Here is a 13,915-nt window from a genome sequence, read left to right as displayed (position 1 = left end):
AGGCGGCGTTTGAATTTGCGCATGTTCATGAGCGAAGTACCACGCCGCTGTCGTCTTCCCAGTACACGTAAACCTGGTCACCCCAGGTTGGGCGCTGGCCACGACGTTCGGCGTTGGCGACGAAAGACTGGACGATCTTGCCGCTCGGCAGTTCGACGTAGAACACCGAGTGCCCGCCCAGATAGGCGATGTCGTGCACCTTGCCGCTGGACCAGTTGTATTCGCAGGTCGGCATGGTCGGCGTCACCAGCAGTTTTTCCGGACGGATCGCGTAGGTCACGGATTTGTCCTGCACCGAGGTGCTGATGCCGTGACCGACGTAGATCTGGCGATCCAGGTCCTTGCAGGTAATGGTCGCGTAGCCTTCGGCGTCGTCGATCACTTCACCGTCGAAGATGTTGACGTTGCCGATGAACTCGCAGACCAGCCGGCTGGTCGGGGTTTCGTAGATGTCGATCGGGCTGCCGATCTGGGCGATCCAGCCCAGGTGCATGATCGCGATGCGCTCGGCCATGGTCATGGCTTCTTCCTGGTCGTGGGTCACCATGACGCAGGTAACGCCAACGCGTTCGATGATCTCGACCAGCTCCAGCTGCATTTGCGAGCGCAGTTTCTTGTCCAGCGCACCCATCGGTTCGTCGAGCAGCAACAGCTTCGGCCGCTTGGCCAGGGAACGCGCCAGGGCCACACGCTGACGCTGGCCACCGGACAACTGATGCGGCTTGCGCTTGGCGTACTGGGTCATCTGCACCAGCTTGAGCATGTCGGCCACACGCGCATCGACTTCAGCGGCGGGGATTTTGTCCTGCTTGAGGCCGAAGGCGATGTTCTGCGCCACGGTCATGTGCGGGAACAAGGCGTAGGACTGGAACATCATGTTGATCGGCCGCTCATACGGCGGCATGTCAGTGATGTCTACGCCATCGAGGAAAATGCGCCCCTCCGTGGGCCGTTCGAAGCCTGCGAGCATGCGCAGCAACGTGGATTTGCCCGATCCCGAACCGCCGAGCAGGGCGAAAATCTCGCCTTTCTTGATTTCCAGGGACACATCGTCCACGGCAATCGTCTCGTCGAACTTCTTCGTGACCCGGTCGATTTTGACCAACACCTGTTTAGGTGTCTGGTCGCCCTCGAGGGCTTTCTTATAGGCGCCGGAGGCAACTGCCATTTACGAAACTCCCAGAAAAAAAAGAGTGCAGTTCGCTCAAGGTGAGCGAACTTTGGATAGTTTGAGCCTTGTCGCTATTTACCCGTCTTGACCTTGGTCCAGCTGCGGGTCATCAAACGTTGAATGTTTGGTGGTAACTCAACGGACACGTAAGTCTTGTCGAGGACGGCTTGCGGTGGATAAACCGACTCGTCGGTGCGGATGGACTGTTCCATCAATTTGTCCGAGCCAGGGTTGGGGTTCGCATAGCCAACGGAATCACTGACCTGTGCGATCACCTCGGGCTTCAACAAATAGTTGATGAAGGCGTGGGCCTCTTTGACGTTGGCCGCATCCTTGGGGATCGCCAGCATGTCGAACCAGAGCGCGCCGCCCTCTTTCGGAATCAAGTAGGCGATGTTCATGCCCTTGCCGGCTTCTTCCGCGCGGGCCTTGGCCTGGAACATGTCGCCGGAGAAACCGATGGCGATGCAGATGTCGCCGTTGGCGAGGTCCGCGATGTATTTGGAGGAGTGGAAGTACGTCACGTAAGGGCGCACCGCCAGCAACTTGGCTTCGGCCTTTTTGTAATCTTCGGGGTTGGTGCTGTTGGCGTTGAGGCCCATGTAGTTGAGGACGGTCGGCATCATTTCATCGGCGGAATCGAGAAACGCCACGCCGCAAGCGTGCAGCTTCTTGATGTTCTCCGGTTCGAATACCACAGCCCAGGAATCGATCTTGTCGACGCCCAGTACAGCCTTGATCTTGTCGACGTTGTAACCGATGCCGTTGGTGCCCCACAGATACGGCACGGCGTACAGGTTACCCGGATCGTTTTGCTCAAGACGCTTGAGCAATACCGGGTCGAGGTTGGCATAGTCCGGCAGCTTCGACTTGTCGAGCTTCTGGAAAGCGCCCGCCTTGATCTGCTTGCCGAGGAAGTGGTTGGACGGCACGACCACGTCATATCCGGTACGCCCGGCCAGCAACTTGCCTTCCAGGGTTTCGTTGGAGTCGAAGACGTCATAAACCGGTTTGATGCCGGTCTCTTTCTGGAAGTCGGCCAGGGTGGTCGCACCGATGTAGTCCGACCAGTTATAAATATGCACAGTGCCGGCCGCCTGGACACTGACAGCGAGTGTCAGCCCGGCGCCGACCAGCATGGCATTGCGCAACAAAGAAAAAATAGGCAAGTGGAGGTCCTCAAAAATTAGTTGGGCCCAAGTTGCCCCGCGTTACATGACAGGCATGGCTGCCCAGCAACAAAACCGGCGCGCAACTTACCCTCGAAAAACCGTTCCAGCAAACTTTATGAAGATCTGTAGCAGCTGCCGCAGGCTGCGTTCAACTGCGGAGCAGTTGTGCTGTTGAAAAAGCGGAGGTCCTTCGGACCTCAACGCAGCCTTCGGCAGCTGCTACAGGGTTTTACTTATTTACCCGATTTGATCTTGGTCCAGCTGCGGGTCATGATCCGCTGGGTCGCGGCCGGCAAGTCTGCAATCGCGTACAGCTTGGCCAGCACGTCTGCCGGCGGGTAGATGCCCGGGTCGGCAGTGATTTCTTTATCAACCAATGCAGTGGCGGCCGCGTTACCGTTCGGGAAGCGTACGGCGTTGGTGATTTCGGCCATGATTTCCGGCTTCTGCAGGAAGGTCATGAACTTGTAGGCGCCTTCGACGTTTTCGGCATCTTTAGGGATGGCGACCATGTCGTAGAAGCTGCCGGCACCTTCTTTCGGAATGTTGTAGCTGACTTTTACCTTGTCACCGGCTTCAGCCGCACGGGACTTGGCCTGGTAGATATCACCCGAGTAACCCACGGCCACGCAGATGTTGCCGTTGGCCAGGTCGGAGATGTACTTGGACGAGTGGAAGTAGCCCACCGAAGGACGAATCTTCAGGAACAGTGCTTCAGCTTCGGCCAGTTGTTTTTTGTCCTGGCTGTCGGTTGGATAGCCCAGGTAGTGCAACGCCACCGGAATCATCTCGGTTGGCGAATCGAGGAAACTGATACCGCACGACTTCAACTTGGCGGCGTTTTCAGGTTTGAACAGCAGGTCCCAGGAGTTGGTCGGCGCATCGGCACCCAGTGCAGCCTTGACCTTCTCGGCGTTGAAGCCGATACCGATCGAACCCCACATGTACGGGAAAGCATGCTCGTTGCCCGGGTCGCTCACCGACACCGCTTTGAGCAGGTCAGTGTTCAGGTTCTTCCAGTTAGGCAGCTTGGACTTGTCCAGCTTCTGGTAAACGCCAGCCTTGATCTGCTTGGCCAGGAAGTTGTTCGACGGTACGACGATGTCGTAGCCGGACTTGCCTGCCAGCAACTTGGCTTCCAGGGTTTCATTACTGTCGAATACGTCGTAGACGACTTTGATGCCAGACTCGGTTTCGAACTTCTTGATGGTGTCCGGAGCGATGTAGTCGGACCAGTTATAGACGTGCAACACCTTGTCGTCCGCCTGTACCGCACCCGCCATCATGCCCATCAGGGACATGGCGAGGAGAGTCTTGCCAGCAAGCTTTTTTCCTAATGCCTTCATGCGTAATGCTCCAAATTTTTCTTTTTAGAACCACTTTGTTCAGTGGCCGAACCCGGACAACTGGAACCGCGGCTAGTCTGGCAAGATCCGAGGCGGTCTTTCAAGGAAAGGCCTCCCTTTAGAACTGCTCTGAGCGAAAGTTTCATGACTCCCGCCCAGAGCCTAGCACTTAGCCCTGCAGCGCACTCAGGGTCAGGTCCAGGCACTTGCGTGCCTTGGTCACCAGCTCATCGATTTCAGCCTTGGTAATCACCAGCGGCGGAGCAATGATCATGGTGTCGCCCACGGCGCGCATGATCAGGCCGTTGTCGAAGCAGAACGTGCGGCAGATCATGCCAACGCCCTTGCCTTCGTAACGCTTGCGAGTGGCCTTGTCCTGAACCAGTTCGATGGCCCCCAACAGACCGACACCACGCACTTCCCCCACCAACGGATGATCGTTCAGTTCCCGTAGACGCTTTTGCAAATAGGGTGCCGTTTCTGCATGAACGCGCTCGATAATTTTTTCTTCGCGCAGGATGCGGATGTTTTCCAGTGCCACCGCAGCGGCTACCGGGTGCCCGGAATAAGTGAAACCGTGGTTGAAATCGCCGCCTTCGTTGAGCACCGCGACCACTTCGTCACGCACGATCAGGCCACCCATCGGGATGTAGCCGGAGGTCAGGCCTTTGGCGATGGTCATCATGTCGGGTTTGAGGCCGTAGAAATCGGTACCGAACCACTCACCGGTGCGGCCGAAACCACAGATCACTTCGTCCGCCACGAACAGGATGTCGTACTTGGCGAGGATTTCCTTGATGCGCGGCCAGTAGGTGTCTGGCGGAATGATCACGCCGCCGGCGCCCTGGATCGGCTCGGCAATAAAGGCACCGACGTTGTCCACGCCGATTTCCAGAATCTTTTCTTCCAACTGATTGGCCGCCCACACACCGAACTCTTCCGGTGTCATGTCGCCGCCTTCAGCAAACCAATACGGCTGGGCGATGTGGACGATGCCCGGGATCGGCAAGTCGCCTTGTTCGTGCATGTAGGTCATGCCACCCAGGCTCGCGCCGGCCACGGTGGAACCGTGATAGCCGTTCTTGCGGCTGATGATGACTTTCTTCTTCGGCTGGCCCTTGATCGCCCAATAGTGGCGGACCATCCGCAGCATGGTGTCGTTGCCTTCGGAACCGGAACCGGTGAAGAACACGTGGTTCATGCCTTCAGGCGCGATGTCGGCGATGGCCTTGGCCAGTTCCAGTACCGGCGGGTGAGCGGTCTGGAAGAACAGGTTGTAGTAAGGCAGTTCGCGCATCTGTTTGCTGGCGGCATCGGCCAGTTCATCGCGACCGTAGCCGATCGCTACGCACCACAGGCCGGCCATGCCGTCGAGGATCTTGTTGCCTTCGCTGTCCCAGAGGTAAACGCCCTTGGCGTTGGTGATGATCCGCGGGCCTTTCTCTTTCAGCTGCTTGAAGTCGCTGAACGGGGCCAGGTGGTGATCGTTGCTCAGGGTTTGCCATTCACGGGTTTGCGGGTTGTTGCTGGTCATGCGAATTCTCCTAAAGTTCCAGTGAGGGCGCCGCCAAGAGCAGCAGCGCCCGGCGCATCAGACGGCGAAGAGCAGGAATTCCCGCTCCCACGAACTGATCACGCGCTTGAAGTTTTCATGCTCGGCCCGCTTGACCGCGACGTAGCCAGTGATGAATTTTTTGCCCAGGTATTTCTCGACGGTCGCGCTGTTTTCCATGCGTTCCAGCGCGTCTTCGATGGTCAGCGGCAGGCGCAGGTTGCGGCGTTCATAGCCACGGCCCACCACCGGCGCACTCGGGTTCAGGCCTTCGACCATGCCGATGTAACCGCAGAGCAGGCTCGCGGCGATCGCCAGGTACGGGTTGGCGTCAGCGCCCGGCAGGCGGTTTTCCACCCGACGGTTTTGCGGCCCGGCATCCGGAACCCGCAGGCCCACGGTGCGGTTCTCTTCGCCCCACTCCACGTTCACCGGCGCCGAGGTGTCCGGCAGGAAGCGGCGGAACGAATTGACGTTGGGCGCAAACAGCGGCAACAACTCGGGGATCAGCTTCTGCAAGCCACCGATGTGGTTCAAGAACAACTGACTCATAGTCCCGTCTTCATTGGAGAAGACGTTCTTGCCGGTTTCCATGCAGATGATGCTTTGGTGCAAGTGCATTGCGCTGCCGGGTTCGCCGGTCATGGGCTTGGCCATGAAGGTCGCCGCCACGTTGTGCTTGAGTGCGGCTTCACGCATGGTGCGCTTGAAGATCAGGATCTGGTCGGCCAGGGACAGGGCATCGCCGTGACGGAAGTTGATTTCCATCTGCGCCGTGCCGTCCTCGTGGATCAGCGTGTCGAGGTCCAGCTCCTGCAATTCACACCAGTCGTAAACGTCCTCGAACAGCGGATCGAATTCGTTCGCCGCTTCAATGGAGAACGACTGACGACCAGTTTCCGGGCGCCCGGAACGGCCGATCGGCGGTTGCAGCGGGTAGTCCGGGTCGTCACTGCGCTTGGTCAGGTAAAACTCCATTTCCGGCGCCACGATCGGCTGCCAGCCCCTGTCGGCATAGAGCTTCAGGACCTTTTTGAGCACGTTGCGCGGCGACAGCTCGATCGGGTTGCCTTGCTTGTCGTAGGTGTCGTGGATCACCTGGGCGGTCGGCTCGATGGACCACGGCACCACGTAAACCGCGTTCTGGTCGGGGCGGCAGATCATGTCGATGTCGGCCGGGTCGAGCAGTTCGTAATAGATGTCGTCTTCGACATAGTCGCCGGTCACGGTCTGCAACAGAACGCTCTCGGGTAGACGCATGCCTTTTTCGGCAATGAACTTGTTGGTCGGCGAAATCTTGCCCCGGGTGATCCCGGTCAAGTCGGCGATCATGCATTCGACTTCTGTGATCTTGTGGTCTTTCAACCAATCGGTGAGCTGGTCGAGGTTGTGACTCATAAATGCCTCTTAGGCTGAGTTTCCTGACTCTTATAAGTCAGGCGTTGTTTGACGCATGGGCGTCGCGTGATACAGATTGCCACTGCAATGGCCGCGCGCAAGTACCCACATGGGTAATGGCGTGGGTCAGCGAGAGCGTTGAGGAACGTGCAGAATCACGAGCAGAAGCCGACGCATTGGTCGGGCTGCCAGTGTGAAACGGTTCTATATTGAAGAGAGAGCCAGTAAAGAGAATGTCGCGCAGACCGTCCAGAATATCGGACGGTGACAGCAGATTCGCCGGGGAAGGAAGCGTCGACGCCACGCCTTTGGCAACGCTTGCCTTGGCGTGAACGCAACGATCGCCACTGATGTGATAAGCATGCAGACCGATCTGCCTTGAGCAGATGGCGACGCCGATTAACGGCAGGCGAGACATGAAGCACCCCGGTATTATTGCTGTTATGGGTTTGAATCGAGCTTAGCCTTGTTCATTTTTTTACACAACACCCCCGTAAAAAATACAACACGGCCCGCTCAAGCCCGCGGGCGCTAAAGCGCTCAAAGGCATAAAAACGCCCCAAACTGCCTCAAAAAAGCCCTACGAGCGCTTTTTTAGGGCAAAAAAGGCCTCGCTTGACTTCGGCAGGCCGTTCGGGTTGACTGAAACCCGAAGAGATCAATGATTGATATTTTTAACAACAAAGGTGTTGCATCATGTCGGTACCCCCGCGTGCCGTTCAGCTTAACGAAGCGAACGCGTTCCTTAAGGAACATCCTGAGGTTCTGTACGTTGACCTTCTGATTGCGGATATGAATGGTGTGGTGCGCGGCAAGCGCATTGAACGCACCAGCCTCCACAAGGTTTACGAGAAAGGCATCAACCTGCCGGCCTCTCTATTTGCTCTGGATATCAATGGCTCGACGGTGGAAAGCACCGGCCTGGGCCTGGACATCGGCGATGCTGACCGAATCTGCTATCCAATCCCTGACACCCTGTGCAATGAGCCCTGGCAGAAGCGCCCTACCGCGCAACTGTTGATGACCATGCACGAACTTGAAGGCCAGCCGTTCTTTGCCGACCCGCGAGAAGTGCTGGCTAATGTAGTGCGCAAGTTCGACGACATGGGCCTGACCATCTGCGCCGCGTTCGAACTGGAGTTCTACCTGATTGACCAGGAGAACGTGAACGGCCGTCCGCAACCGCCACGCTCGCCAGTGTCCGGCAAACGCCCGCACTCGACACAGGTCTACCTGATCGACGACCTCGACGAATACGTCGACTGCCTCCAGGACATTCTGGAAGGTGCGAAAGAGCAAGGCATCCCTGCCGACGCGATCGTCAAGGAAAGTGCCCCGGCGCAGTTCGAAGTGAACCTGCACCACGTGGCCGACCCGATCAAGGCCTGCGACTACGCGGTCCTGCTCAAGCGTCTGATCAAGAACATCGCCTACGACCATGAGATGGACACCACCTTCATGGCCAAGCCTTATCCAGGCCAGGCGGGCAACGGTCTGCACGTACACATTTCGATTCTTGATAAAGAAGGCAAAAATATTTTTGCCAGCGAGGATCCCGAGCAGAACGCCGCACTGCGTCACGCGATCGGCGGTGTGCTCGAGACCCTACCGGCGCAGATGGCTTTCCTCTGCCCGAACGTCAACTCCTACCGTCGTTTCGGCGCACAGTTCTACGTGCCGAACTCGCCGTGCTGGGGCCTGGACAACCGTACCGTGGCGATCCGCGTACCGACCGGTTCCTCCGATGCCGTGCGCATCGAACACCGTGTGGCCGGCGCCGACGCCAACCCGTATCTGTTGATGGCTTCGGTTCTGGCAGGCGTGCACCACGGCCTGACCAACAAGATCGAGCCAGGCGCCCCCGTGGAAGGCAACTCCTACGAGCAGAACGAGCAAAGCCTGCCGAACAACCTGCGCGATGCATTGCGCGAGCTGGACGACAGTGAAGTCATGGCCAAGTACATCGATCCAAAATACATCGATATCTTTGTCGCGTGCAAAGAGAGTGAGCTGGAGGAGTTTGAACACTCCATCTCTGACCTTGAGTACAACTGGTACCTGCATACTGTGTAAGTGGTTGCAGTAAAGAAACGCCGCCGGCTTCACAGCCAGCGGCGTTTTTTTATGCCCGCCTGCGGCGGATCGCTAGCAGGCTAGCTCCCACAGTTGATCTCCAGTGAATATAAATTCTGTGTACACCGGAAATCCCTGTGGGAGCTAGCCTGCTAGCGATGGCGTCCTGGCAGACAACACAGATGCCTGCTCGTACAATGCCCCCTGCCCCGCAGGAGGACTCCAATGACGCGCACCGCCACTATTCGCAAACCCCGCGCCCGCAGCCAGGCCCGGATCGATTCGATACTCGATGCCGCCCGCACGCTGCTGGCCGCCGAGGGTGTGGCCAGTCTGTCTATCTACAGCGTCGCCGAACGCGCGGAGATCCCGCCCTCCTCCGTCTACCATTTTTTCGCCAGCGTCCCGGCGCTGCTCGAAGCCCTGACGGCCGACGTCCACGCGGCGTTCCGCGCCTGCCTGCAAGCACCCATCGACCACAAAGCCCTCGGCGGCTGGCGCGACCTGTCGCGGCTGGTTGAACAACGCATGCTCGACATCTACGACGAAGACGCCGCCGCCCGGCAACTGATCCTCGCCCAGCACGGCCTGACCGAAGTCACCCAGGCCGACCGCCAACACGACATCGAACTCGGCGACCTGATGCACAAGCTGTTCGATCATCACTTCGAACTGCCGAAGTTGCCGAGTGATGTCGATGTGTTTGCGCTGGCGATGGAGCTGGGGGATCGGGTGTATGCGCGTTCGGTGCAGCAGCATGGACAGATTACGCCGCGCATGGCTGAAGAAGGGATGCGGGTGTTTGATGCGTATCTGGGGCTGTATTTGCCGCCGTATTTGCCCAAGCGCAGTATCCCTGTCTGAGATCTTTGTTGACCTTACTGGCCTATTCGCGGGCAAGCCCGCTCCCACAGGTTTATTTGTCGCTCAAAAAATCTGCGTTCCCTGGAGATCCTTGTGGGAGCGGGCTTGCCCGCGATGGCCACACCGCAAAATTCACTGATCCACACCCATAAAAAAAAACCCGAAGGGTTCGCACCCTCCGGGGTTGTGCGCAGTGCACGCCCTTACAACTTGGCGATCGACACCTCGGTGGATTTCACAAACGCGATCACTTCGCTGCCGACCACCAGTTCCAGCTCTTTCACTGAGCGGGTGGTGATCACCGAAGTCACGATGCCGGAAGCGGTCTGCACGTCAATTTCCGAGAGCACGTCACCCAATACGATTTCCTTGATCGAGCCTTTGAACTGGTTACGAACGTTGATGGCTTTGATAGTCATACGATTTCTCCTAGGGTCGAAATGAGCTGCAAGCGGCAAGCCTCAAGCTGCAAGTAAAAGCGCTCTGCCTCTTCTTGCCGCTTGCAGCTTGCAACTTGCCGCTGCGTCTATTGCGCCCAACGCAATTGCGTAGGCAAGGGTGAAACAGGTTCCGGTGCCGGCGGTTCGCCGGGCAGTGACAGCACACGATTGAGCACTTCGGTTTCCAGCGCCGCCAGCCGATGGGAGCCACGGACCCGAGGGCGCGGCAGCTCAACGTGCAGGTCGAGGCCGACTTCGCCCTCTTCGATCAGGATCACCCGATCGGCAATCGCCACCGCTTCACTGACGTCGTGGGTGACCAGCAACACAGTGAAGCCGTGCTTCTGCCAGAGCCGTTCGATCAGTTGCTGCATTTCAATTCGGGTCAGGGCGTCCAGCGCACCCAGGGGTTCGTCCAGCAGTAGCAAGCGCGGTTGGTGGATCAGCGCGCGGGCCAGGGCCACCCGTTGCTTCTGGCCACCGGACAGCGCCGCTGGCCACTCATTGGCGCGATCTGCCAGGCCCACCGACTCCAACGCTTCCAGCGCTTGCGGCCGCCAGTTGCCCTTGAGCCCGAGACCGACGTTGTCGATGACCTTTTTCCACGGCAGCAAGCGTGCTTCCTGGAACATCAATCGGGTGTCTTCCCGCGCATCGCTCAGCGGCGCGGAGCCGGCCAGCAATTCACCATCGGTGGGTTTGTCGAGGCCGGCGAGCAACCGCAGCAAGGTACTTTTGCCACAACCACTGCGACCGACCACGGCAACAAACTGACCGGCCGGAATGTGCAGGTCGATCTCACGCAACACCTGTCGCGAACCAAAGGTCTTCTGCAGCTTGCGCACCACCAGCGGAATCCCGCGCAGCAGGCGTGGAGGTTGTTGAGCGGTCATGCGGCACCTCCTTTGGCAACCTGATACGCCGGATGCCAGCGCAGCCAAACACGCTCAAGTCCACGGGCCGCGAGGTCGGCAAGTTTGCCGAGCACGGCGTACATCAGGATCGCCAGCACCACCACGTCCGTCTGCAAAAACTCCCGGGCATTCATCGCCAGGTAGCCTATGCCGGAGCTCGCGGAAATGGTTTCCGCGACGATCAGCGTCAGCCACATGAAGCCAAGGGCGAAGCGCACGCCAACCAGAATCGAAGGTAATGCACCCGGCAGAATCACCTGACGAAACAGGCTGAAACCGGACAAGCCATAACTGCGCGACATTTCCACCAACGCCGGGTCGACGTTGCGAATGCCGTGATAGGTGTTCAGGTAGATCGGGAACAACGTGCCCAACGCCACCAGGAAAATCTTCGCCGACTCATCGATGCCGAACCACAGGATCACCAGTGGAATCAGCGCCAGGTGCGGTACGTTGCGGATCATCTGCACCGAACTGTCGAGCAGGCGTTCGCCCCATTTCGACAGGCCGGTGATGAAGCCCAGAACCAGACCGATGCTGCCGCCAATGGTGAAGCCGAGCGCGGCACGCCAGCCGCTGATTGCCAGGTGCGTCCAGATTTCACCGCTGCGCACCAGGTTCACGCCGGCCTCGATGACGGCGATCGGCGCGGGCAGAATGCGTGTCGACAACCAGCCCGCTGACACCGACAACTGCCATACCGCCAGCAGCAACACCGGCAACGCCCAGGGCGCGAGGCTGTGGATAATTTTCTTCATGGCGCGCCTCAGCTCTGGGACGCGGCTTTGGGAAGAATGTCGTTGGCGACCATTTCACCGAACGGGCTGACGAAGTTCGCGCCTTGAGGTTGCTCCGGACGCTGCACGTCAATGTGCGGGAACAGCAACTCGGCGACGCGATACGCCTCTTCCAAGTGTGGATAACCGGAGAAAATGAAAGTGTCGATGCCCAGGTCCGCGTACTCCTTCACGCGGGCAGCCACGGTTGGACCATCGCCCACCAGCGCCGTACCGGCACCACCACGCACCAGGCCGACGCCGGCCCACAGGTTGGGGCTGACTTCCAGGTTGTCGCGGCTGCCGCCATGCAGCGCGGCCATGCGTTGCTGGCCCACCGAATCGAAACGCGCCAGAGAAGCCTGGGCACGCGCGATGGTTTCGTCATCCACATGAGAGATCAGGCGATCCGCCGCTTGCCAGGCTTCGGCGTTGGTTTCGCGGACGATCACATGCAAGCGAATGCCGAAGCGCACGGTGCGACCCAGCTTCGCGGCTTTGGCGCGCACTTGTTCAATCTTCTCGGCAACGGCTGCCGGCGGTTCGCCCCAGGTCAGGACCATTTCCACCTGCTCGGCCGCGAGGTCTTGCGCCGCTTCCGACGAGCCGCCGAAGTACAGCGGCGGACGCGGTTGCTGGATCGGCGGATAGAGCAATTTGGCGCCCTTCACGCTGATGTGCTGACCGTCGTAATCAACGGTTTCGCCTTCCAGCACGCGGCGCCAGATGCGGGTGAATTCCACCGAGGCTTGATAGCGTTCTTCGTGAGTCAGGAACAAACCGTCGCCGGCCAATTCTTCCGGATCACCACCAGTAACCAGGTTGAACAGCGCACGGCCGCCGGACAGGCGATCCAGTGTCGCCGCCTGACGCGCGGCCACCGTCGGGGAAATGATCCCGGGGCGCAGCGCGACAAGGAATTTCAACCGCTGGGTCACCGGGATCAGCGACGCCGCCACCAGCCACGAGTCTTCGCATGAGCGGCCGGTAGGAATCAACACCCCGCCGAAGCCCAAGCGGTCCGCCGCTTGGGCGATTTGTTGCAGGTAACCGTGGTCGACGGCGCGAGCGCCCTCGGCGGTGCCAAGGTAATGGCCGTCGCCGTGGGTAGGCAGGAACCAGAAAATATTGAGGCTCATGGAGTGGTCTCCTTGGGGAATCGAATTACTGCGCGCTGGCAACGGCTGCCGGTGGCGTCCAGATCACGTCTTTGATGCTCAACTGTTTCGGGATCAGCTTGAGTTGGTAAAAGCTGTCGGCGATTTTCTGTTGGGCGGCGACGACTTCCGGGGTCAGGAACAGCGCACCGTAGCCTTGGCGTTTCATCGAGGTCAGGGTGATGTCCGCCGGCAAGCCGATCAGTGGCGAAACCTGTTGAGTCACGTCTTCAGGGTTGGCTTTGGCCCATTCGCCGACCGCGCGCACTTCTTCCACGAGGGTCTTGATCACCTCAGGATTTTTCTGTGCGTAGGGCTTGGTTGCCAGGTAGAACTGGTGGTTGTCGACGATGCCCTGGCCATCGCGCAGGGTGCGCGCATGCAGTTGCTGTTCAGCGGCGGCCTGGTACGGGTCCCAGATCACCCAGGCATCGACGCTGCCACGTTCGAACGCGGCGCGGGCATCGGCCGGCGGCAGGAAAACGGTCTGGATGTCGGTGTATTTGAGGCCGGCGTCATCCAAAGCACGGACCAGCAAGTAGTGAACGTTGGAGCCTTTGTTCAAGACGACTTTCTTGCCCTTGAGGTCCTGCACCGATTTGATCGGCGAGTCCTTCGGCACCAGGATCGCTTCGCCTTGGGGCGCTGGCGGTTCGTAGGCAACGTAGAGCAGGTCGGCGCCGGCAGCCTGTGCGAAAACCGGGGGCGTTTCGCCGGTGACACCGAAATCGATGGAGCCGACGTTCAGGCCTTCAAGCAGTTGCGGGCCTCCGGGGAATTCAGTCCATTTCACATCAACGCCTTGAGCGGCGAGGCGTTTTTCGAGGGTGCCTTTGGCTTTTAGCAGCACCAAAGTACCGTATTTCTGATAGCCGATTCGTAGAGTCTCGGCTTGAGCTTGAGTAATGGCGCCGAAGGTGACAGCCGCTGCAAACAGAGCGACCAGACCACGACGCAAAATGACAGTGCGCATGGCGCTCTCCTTTTTGCAGTTGGGTTTTGGCTGCACCTGCTTGCCCGTTAGCGGGCGAGTAAGGCCAGTACATCAATTT

Annotated in this window: 13 protein-coding genes; 2 read left to right on the top strand and 11 right to left on the bottom strand. The window is 59.0% G+C overall.

The features are described 5' to 3' along the window. Positions 1–25: 25 nt before the first annotated feature. The 6 genes from ACYZT6_RS28795 to ACYZT6_RS28770 form a co-directional block, all read right to left on the bottom strand. Positions 26–1,168, bottom strand: a complete 1,143-nt coding sequence (locus ACYZT6_RS28795) for an ABC transporter ATP-binding protein (RefSeq protein WP_462029579.1) — start codon at positions 1,166–1,168, stop codon at positions 26–28. Positions 1,169–1,242: 74 nt separating this feature from the next. Beyond that, positions 1,243–2,340: a polyamine ABC transporter substrate-binding protein gene (locus ACYZT6_RS28790; protein ID WP_462029578.1), complete on the bottom strand. Its 1,098-nt coding sequence runs from the start codon at positions 2,338–2,340 to the stop codon at positions 1,243–1,245. A gap of 236 nt (positions 2,341–2,576) precedes the next feature. Beyond that, positions 2,577–3,689, bottom strand: a complete 1,113-nt coding sequence (locus ACYZT6_RS28785; RefSeq protein WP_462029577.1) for a polyamine ABC transporter substrate-binding protein — start codon at positions 3,687–3,689, stop codon at positions 2,577–2,579. A gap of 169 nt (positions 3,690–3,858) precedes the next feature. Next, positions 3,859–5,223 (bottom strand): aspartate aminotransferase family protein, encoded by a 1,365-nt coding sequence (locus tag ACYZT6_RS28780; protein ID WP_462029576.1) that lies wholly within the window; start codon positions 5,221–5,223, stop codon positions 3,859–3,861. 57 nt (positions 5,224–5,280) lie between these two features. Further along, a complete protein-coding gene (locus ACYZT6_RS28775) occupies positions 5,281–6,639 on the bottom strand; it encodes a glutamine synthetase family protein (protein WP_462029575.1) in 1,359 nt (452 codons plus the stop codon). 37 nt (positions 6,640–6,676) lie between these two features. After that, entirely contained in the window at positions 6,677–7,057 is a 381-nt protein-coding gene (locus tag ACYZT6_RS28770) for a gamma-glutamyl-gamma-aminobutyrate hydrolase family protein (protein WP_462029574.1), read from the bottom strand. Between the two features lie 278 nt (positions 7,058–7,335). Here ACYZT6_RS28770 and ACYZT6_RS28765 point away from each other — a divergent pair, with 278 nt between their 5' ends. Then, positions 7,336–8,712: a glutamine synthetase family protein gene (locus ACYZT6_RS28765; RefSeq protein WP_131061044.1), complete on the top strand. Its 1,377-nt coding sequence runs from the start codon at positions 7,336–7,338 to the stop codon at positions 8,710–8,712. Positions 8,713–8,937: 225 nt separating this feature from the next. Next, entirely contained in the window at positions 8,938–9,576 is a 639-nt protein-coding gene (locus ACYZT6_RS28760) for a TetR/AcrR family transcriptional regulator (protein ID WP_462029573.1), read from the top strand. 203 nt (positions 9,577–9,779) lie between these two features. Here the strand turns inward: ACYZT6_RS28760 and ACYZT6_RS28755 are convergent, their stop codons facing one another. From ACYZT6_RS28755 to ACYZT6_RS28735, 5 genes are all read right to left on the bottom strand, one after another. After that, positions 9,780–9,995 carry a TOBE domain-containing protein gene (locus ACYZT6_RS28755; RefSeq protein WP_003229256.1) on the bottom strand — a complete coding sequence of 72 codons (216 nt, stop codon included), beginning with the start codon at positions 9,993–9,995 and terminating at the stop codon, positions 9,780–9,782. Positions 9,996–10,102: 107 nt separating this feature from the next. After that, positions 10,103–10,909 (bottom strand): aliphatic sulfonates ABC transporter ATP-binding protein, encoded by an 807-nt coding sequence (gene ssuB / locus ACYZT6_RS28750; RefSeq protein WP_462029572.1) that lies wholly within the window; start codon positions 10,907–10,909, stop codon positions 10,103–10,105. Next, positions 10,906–11,688, bottom strand: a complete 783-nt coding sequence (gene ssuC / locus ACYZT6_RS28745; protein ID WP_462029571.1) for an aliphatic sulfonate ABC transporter permease SsuC — start codon at positions 11,686–11,688, stop codon at positions 10,906–10,908. Before ssuC ends, ssuB begins: the two co-directional genes overlap by 4 nt. An 8-nt stretch (positions 11,689–11,696) precedes the next feature. Further along, a complete protein-coding gene (ssuD, locus tag ACYZT6_RS28740; RefSeq protein ID WP_462029570.1) occupies positions 11,697–12,845 on the bottom strand; it encodes an FMNH2-dependent alkanesulfonate monooxygenase in 1,149 nt (382 codons plus the stop codon). A gap of 25 nt (positions 12,846–12,870) precedes the next feature. Further along, positions 12,871–13,836: a sulfonate ABC transporter substrate-binding protein gene (locus tag ACYZT6_RS28735; RefSeq protein ID WP_462029569.1), complete on the bottom strand. Its 966-nt coding sequence runs from the start codon at positions 13,834–13,836 to the stop codon at positions 12,871–12,873. Between the last annotated feature and the right edge of the window lie 79 nt (positions 13,837–13,915).

This window comes from Pseudomonas sp. RT6P73 (genome assembly GCF_054897715.1).
Note: the sequence above shows the minus strand (reverse complement) of the source record. Positions and strands in the feature narration are given on the sequence as shown.

What these genes read in the sequence shown, in the direction of transcription:
- ACYZT6_RS28795 (WP_462029579.1), bottom strand. Translation starts at nt 1,168, where the DNA reads ATGGCAGTTGCCTCCGGCGCCTATAAGAAAGCCCTCGAGGGCGACCAG.
- ACYZT6_RS28785 (WP_462029577.1), bottom strand. Translation starts at nt 3,689, where the DNA reads ATGAAGGCATTAGGAAAAAAGCTTGCTGGCAAGACTCTCCTCGCCATG.
- ACYZT6_RS28780 (WP_462029576.1), bottom strand. Translation starts at nt 5,223, where the DNA reads ATGACCAGCAACAACCCGCAAACCCGTGAATGGCAAACCCTGAGCAAC.
- ACYZT6_RS28775 (WP_462029575.1), bottom strand. Translation starts at nt 6,639, where the DNA reads ATGAGTCACAACCTCGACCAGCTCACCGATTGGTTGAAAGACCACAAG.
- ACYZT6_RS28770 (WP_462029574.1), bottom strand. Translation starts at nt 7,057, where the DNA reads ATGTCTCGCCTGCCGTTAATCGGCGTCGCCATCTGCTCAAGGCAGATC.
- ACYZT6_RS28765 (WP_131061044.1), top strand. Translation starts at nt 7,336, where the DNA reads ATGTCGGTACCCCCGCGTGCCGTTCAGCTTAACGAAGCGAACGCGTTC.
- ACYZT6_RS28760 (WP_462029573.1), top strand. Translation starts at nt 8,938, where the DNA reads ATGACGCGCACCGCCACTATTCGCAAACCCCGCGCCCGCAGCCAGGCC.
- ACYZT6_RS28755 (WP_003229256.1), bottom strand. Translation starts at nt 9,995, where the DNA reads ATGACTATCAAAGCCATCAACGTTCGTAACCAGTTCAAAGGCTCGATC.
- ssuB (WP_462029572.1), bottom strand. Translation starts at nt 10,909, where the DNA reads ATGACCGCTCAACAACCTCCACGCCTGCTGCGCGGGATTCCGCTGGTG.
- ssuC (WP_462029571.1), bottom strand. Translation starts at nt 11,688, where the DNA reads ATGAAGAAAATTATCCACAGCCTCGCGCCCTGGGCGTTGCCGGTGTTG.
- ssuD (WP_462029570.1), bottom strand. Translation starts at nt 12,845, where the DNA reads ATGAGCCTCAATATTTTCTGGTTCCTGCCTACCCACGGCGACGGCCAT.
- ACYZT6_RS28735 (WP_462029569.1), bottom strand. Translation starts at nt 13,836, where the DNA reads ATGCGCACTGTCATTTTGCGTCGTGGTCTGGTCGCTCTGTTTGCAGCG.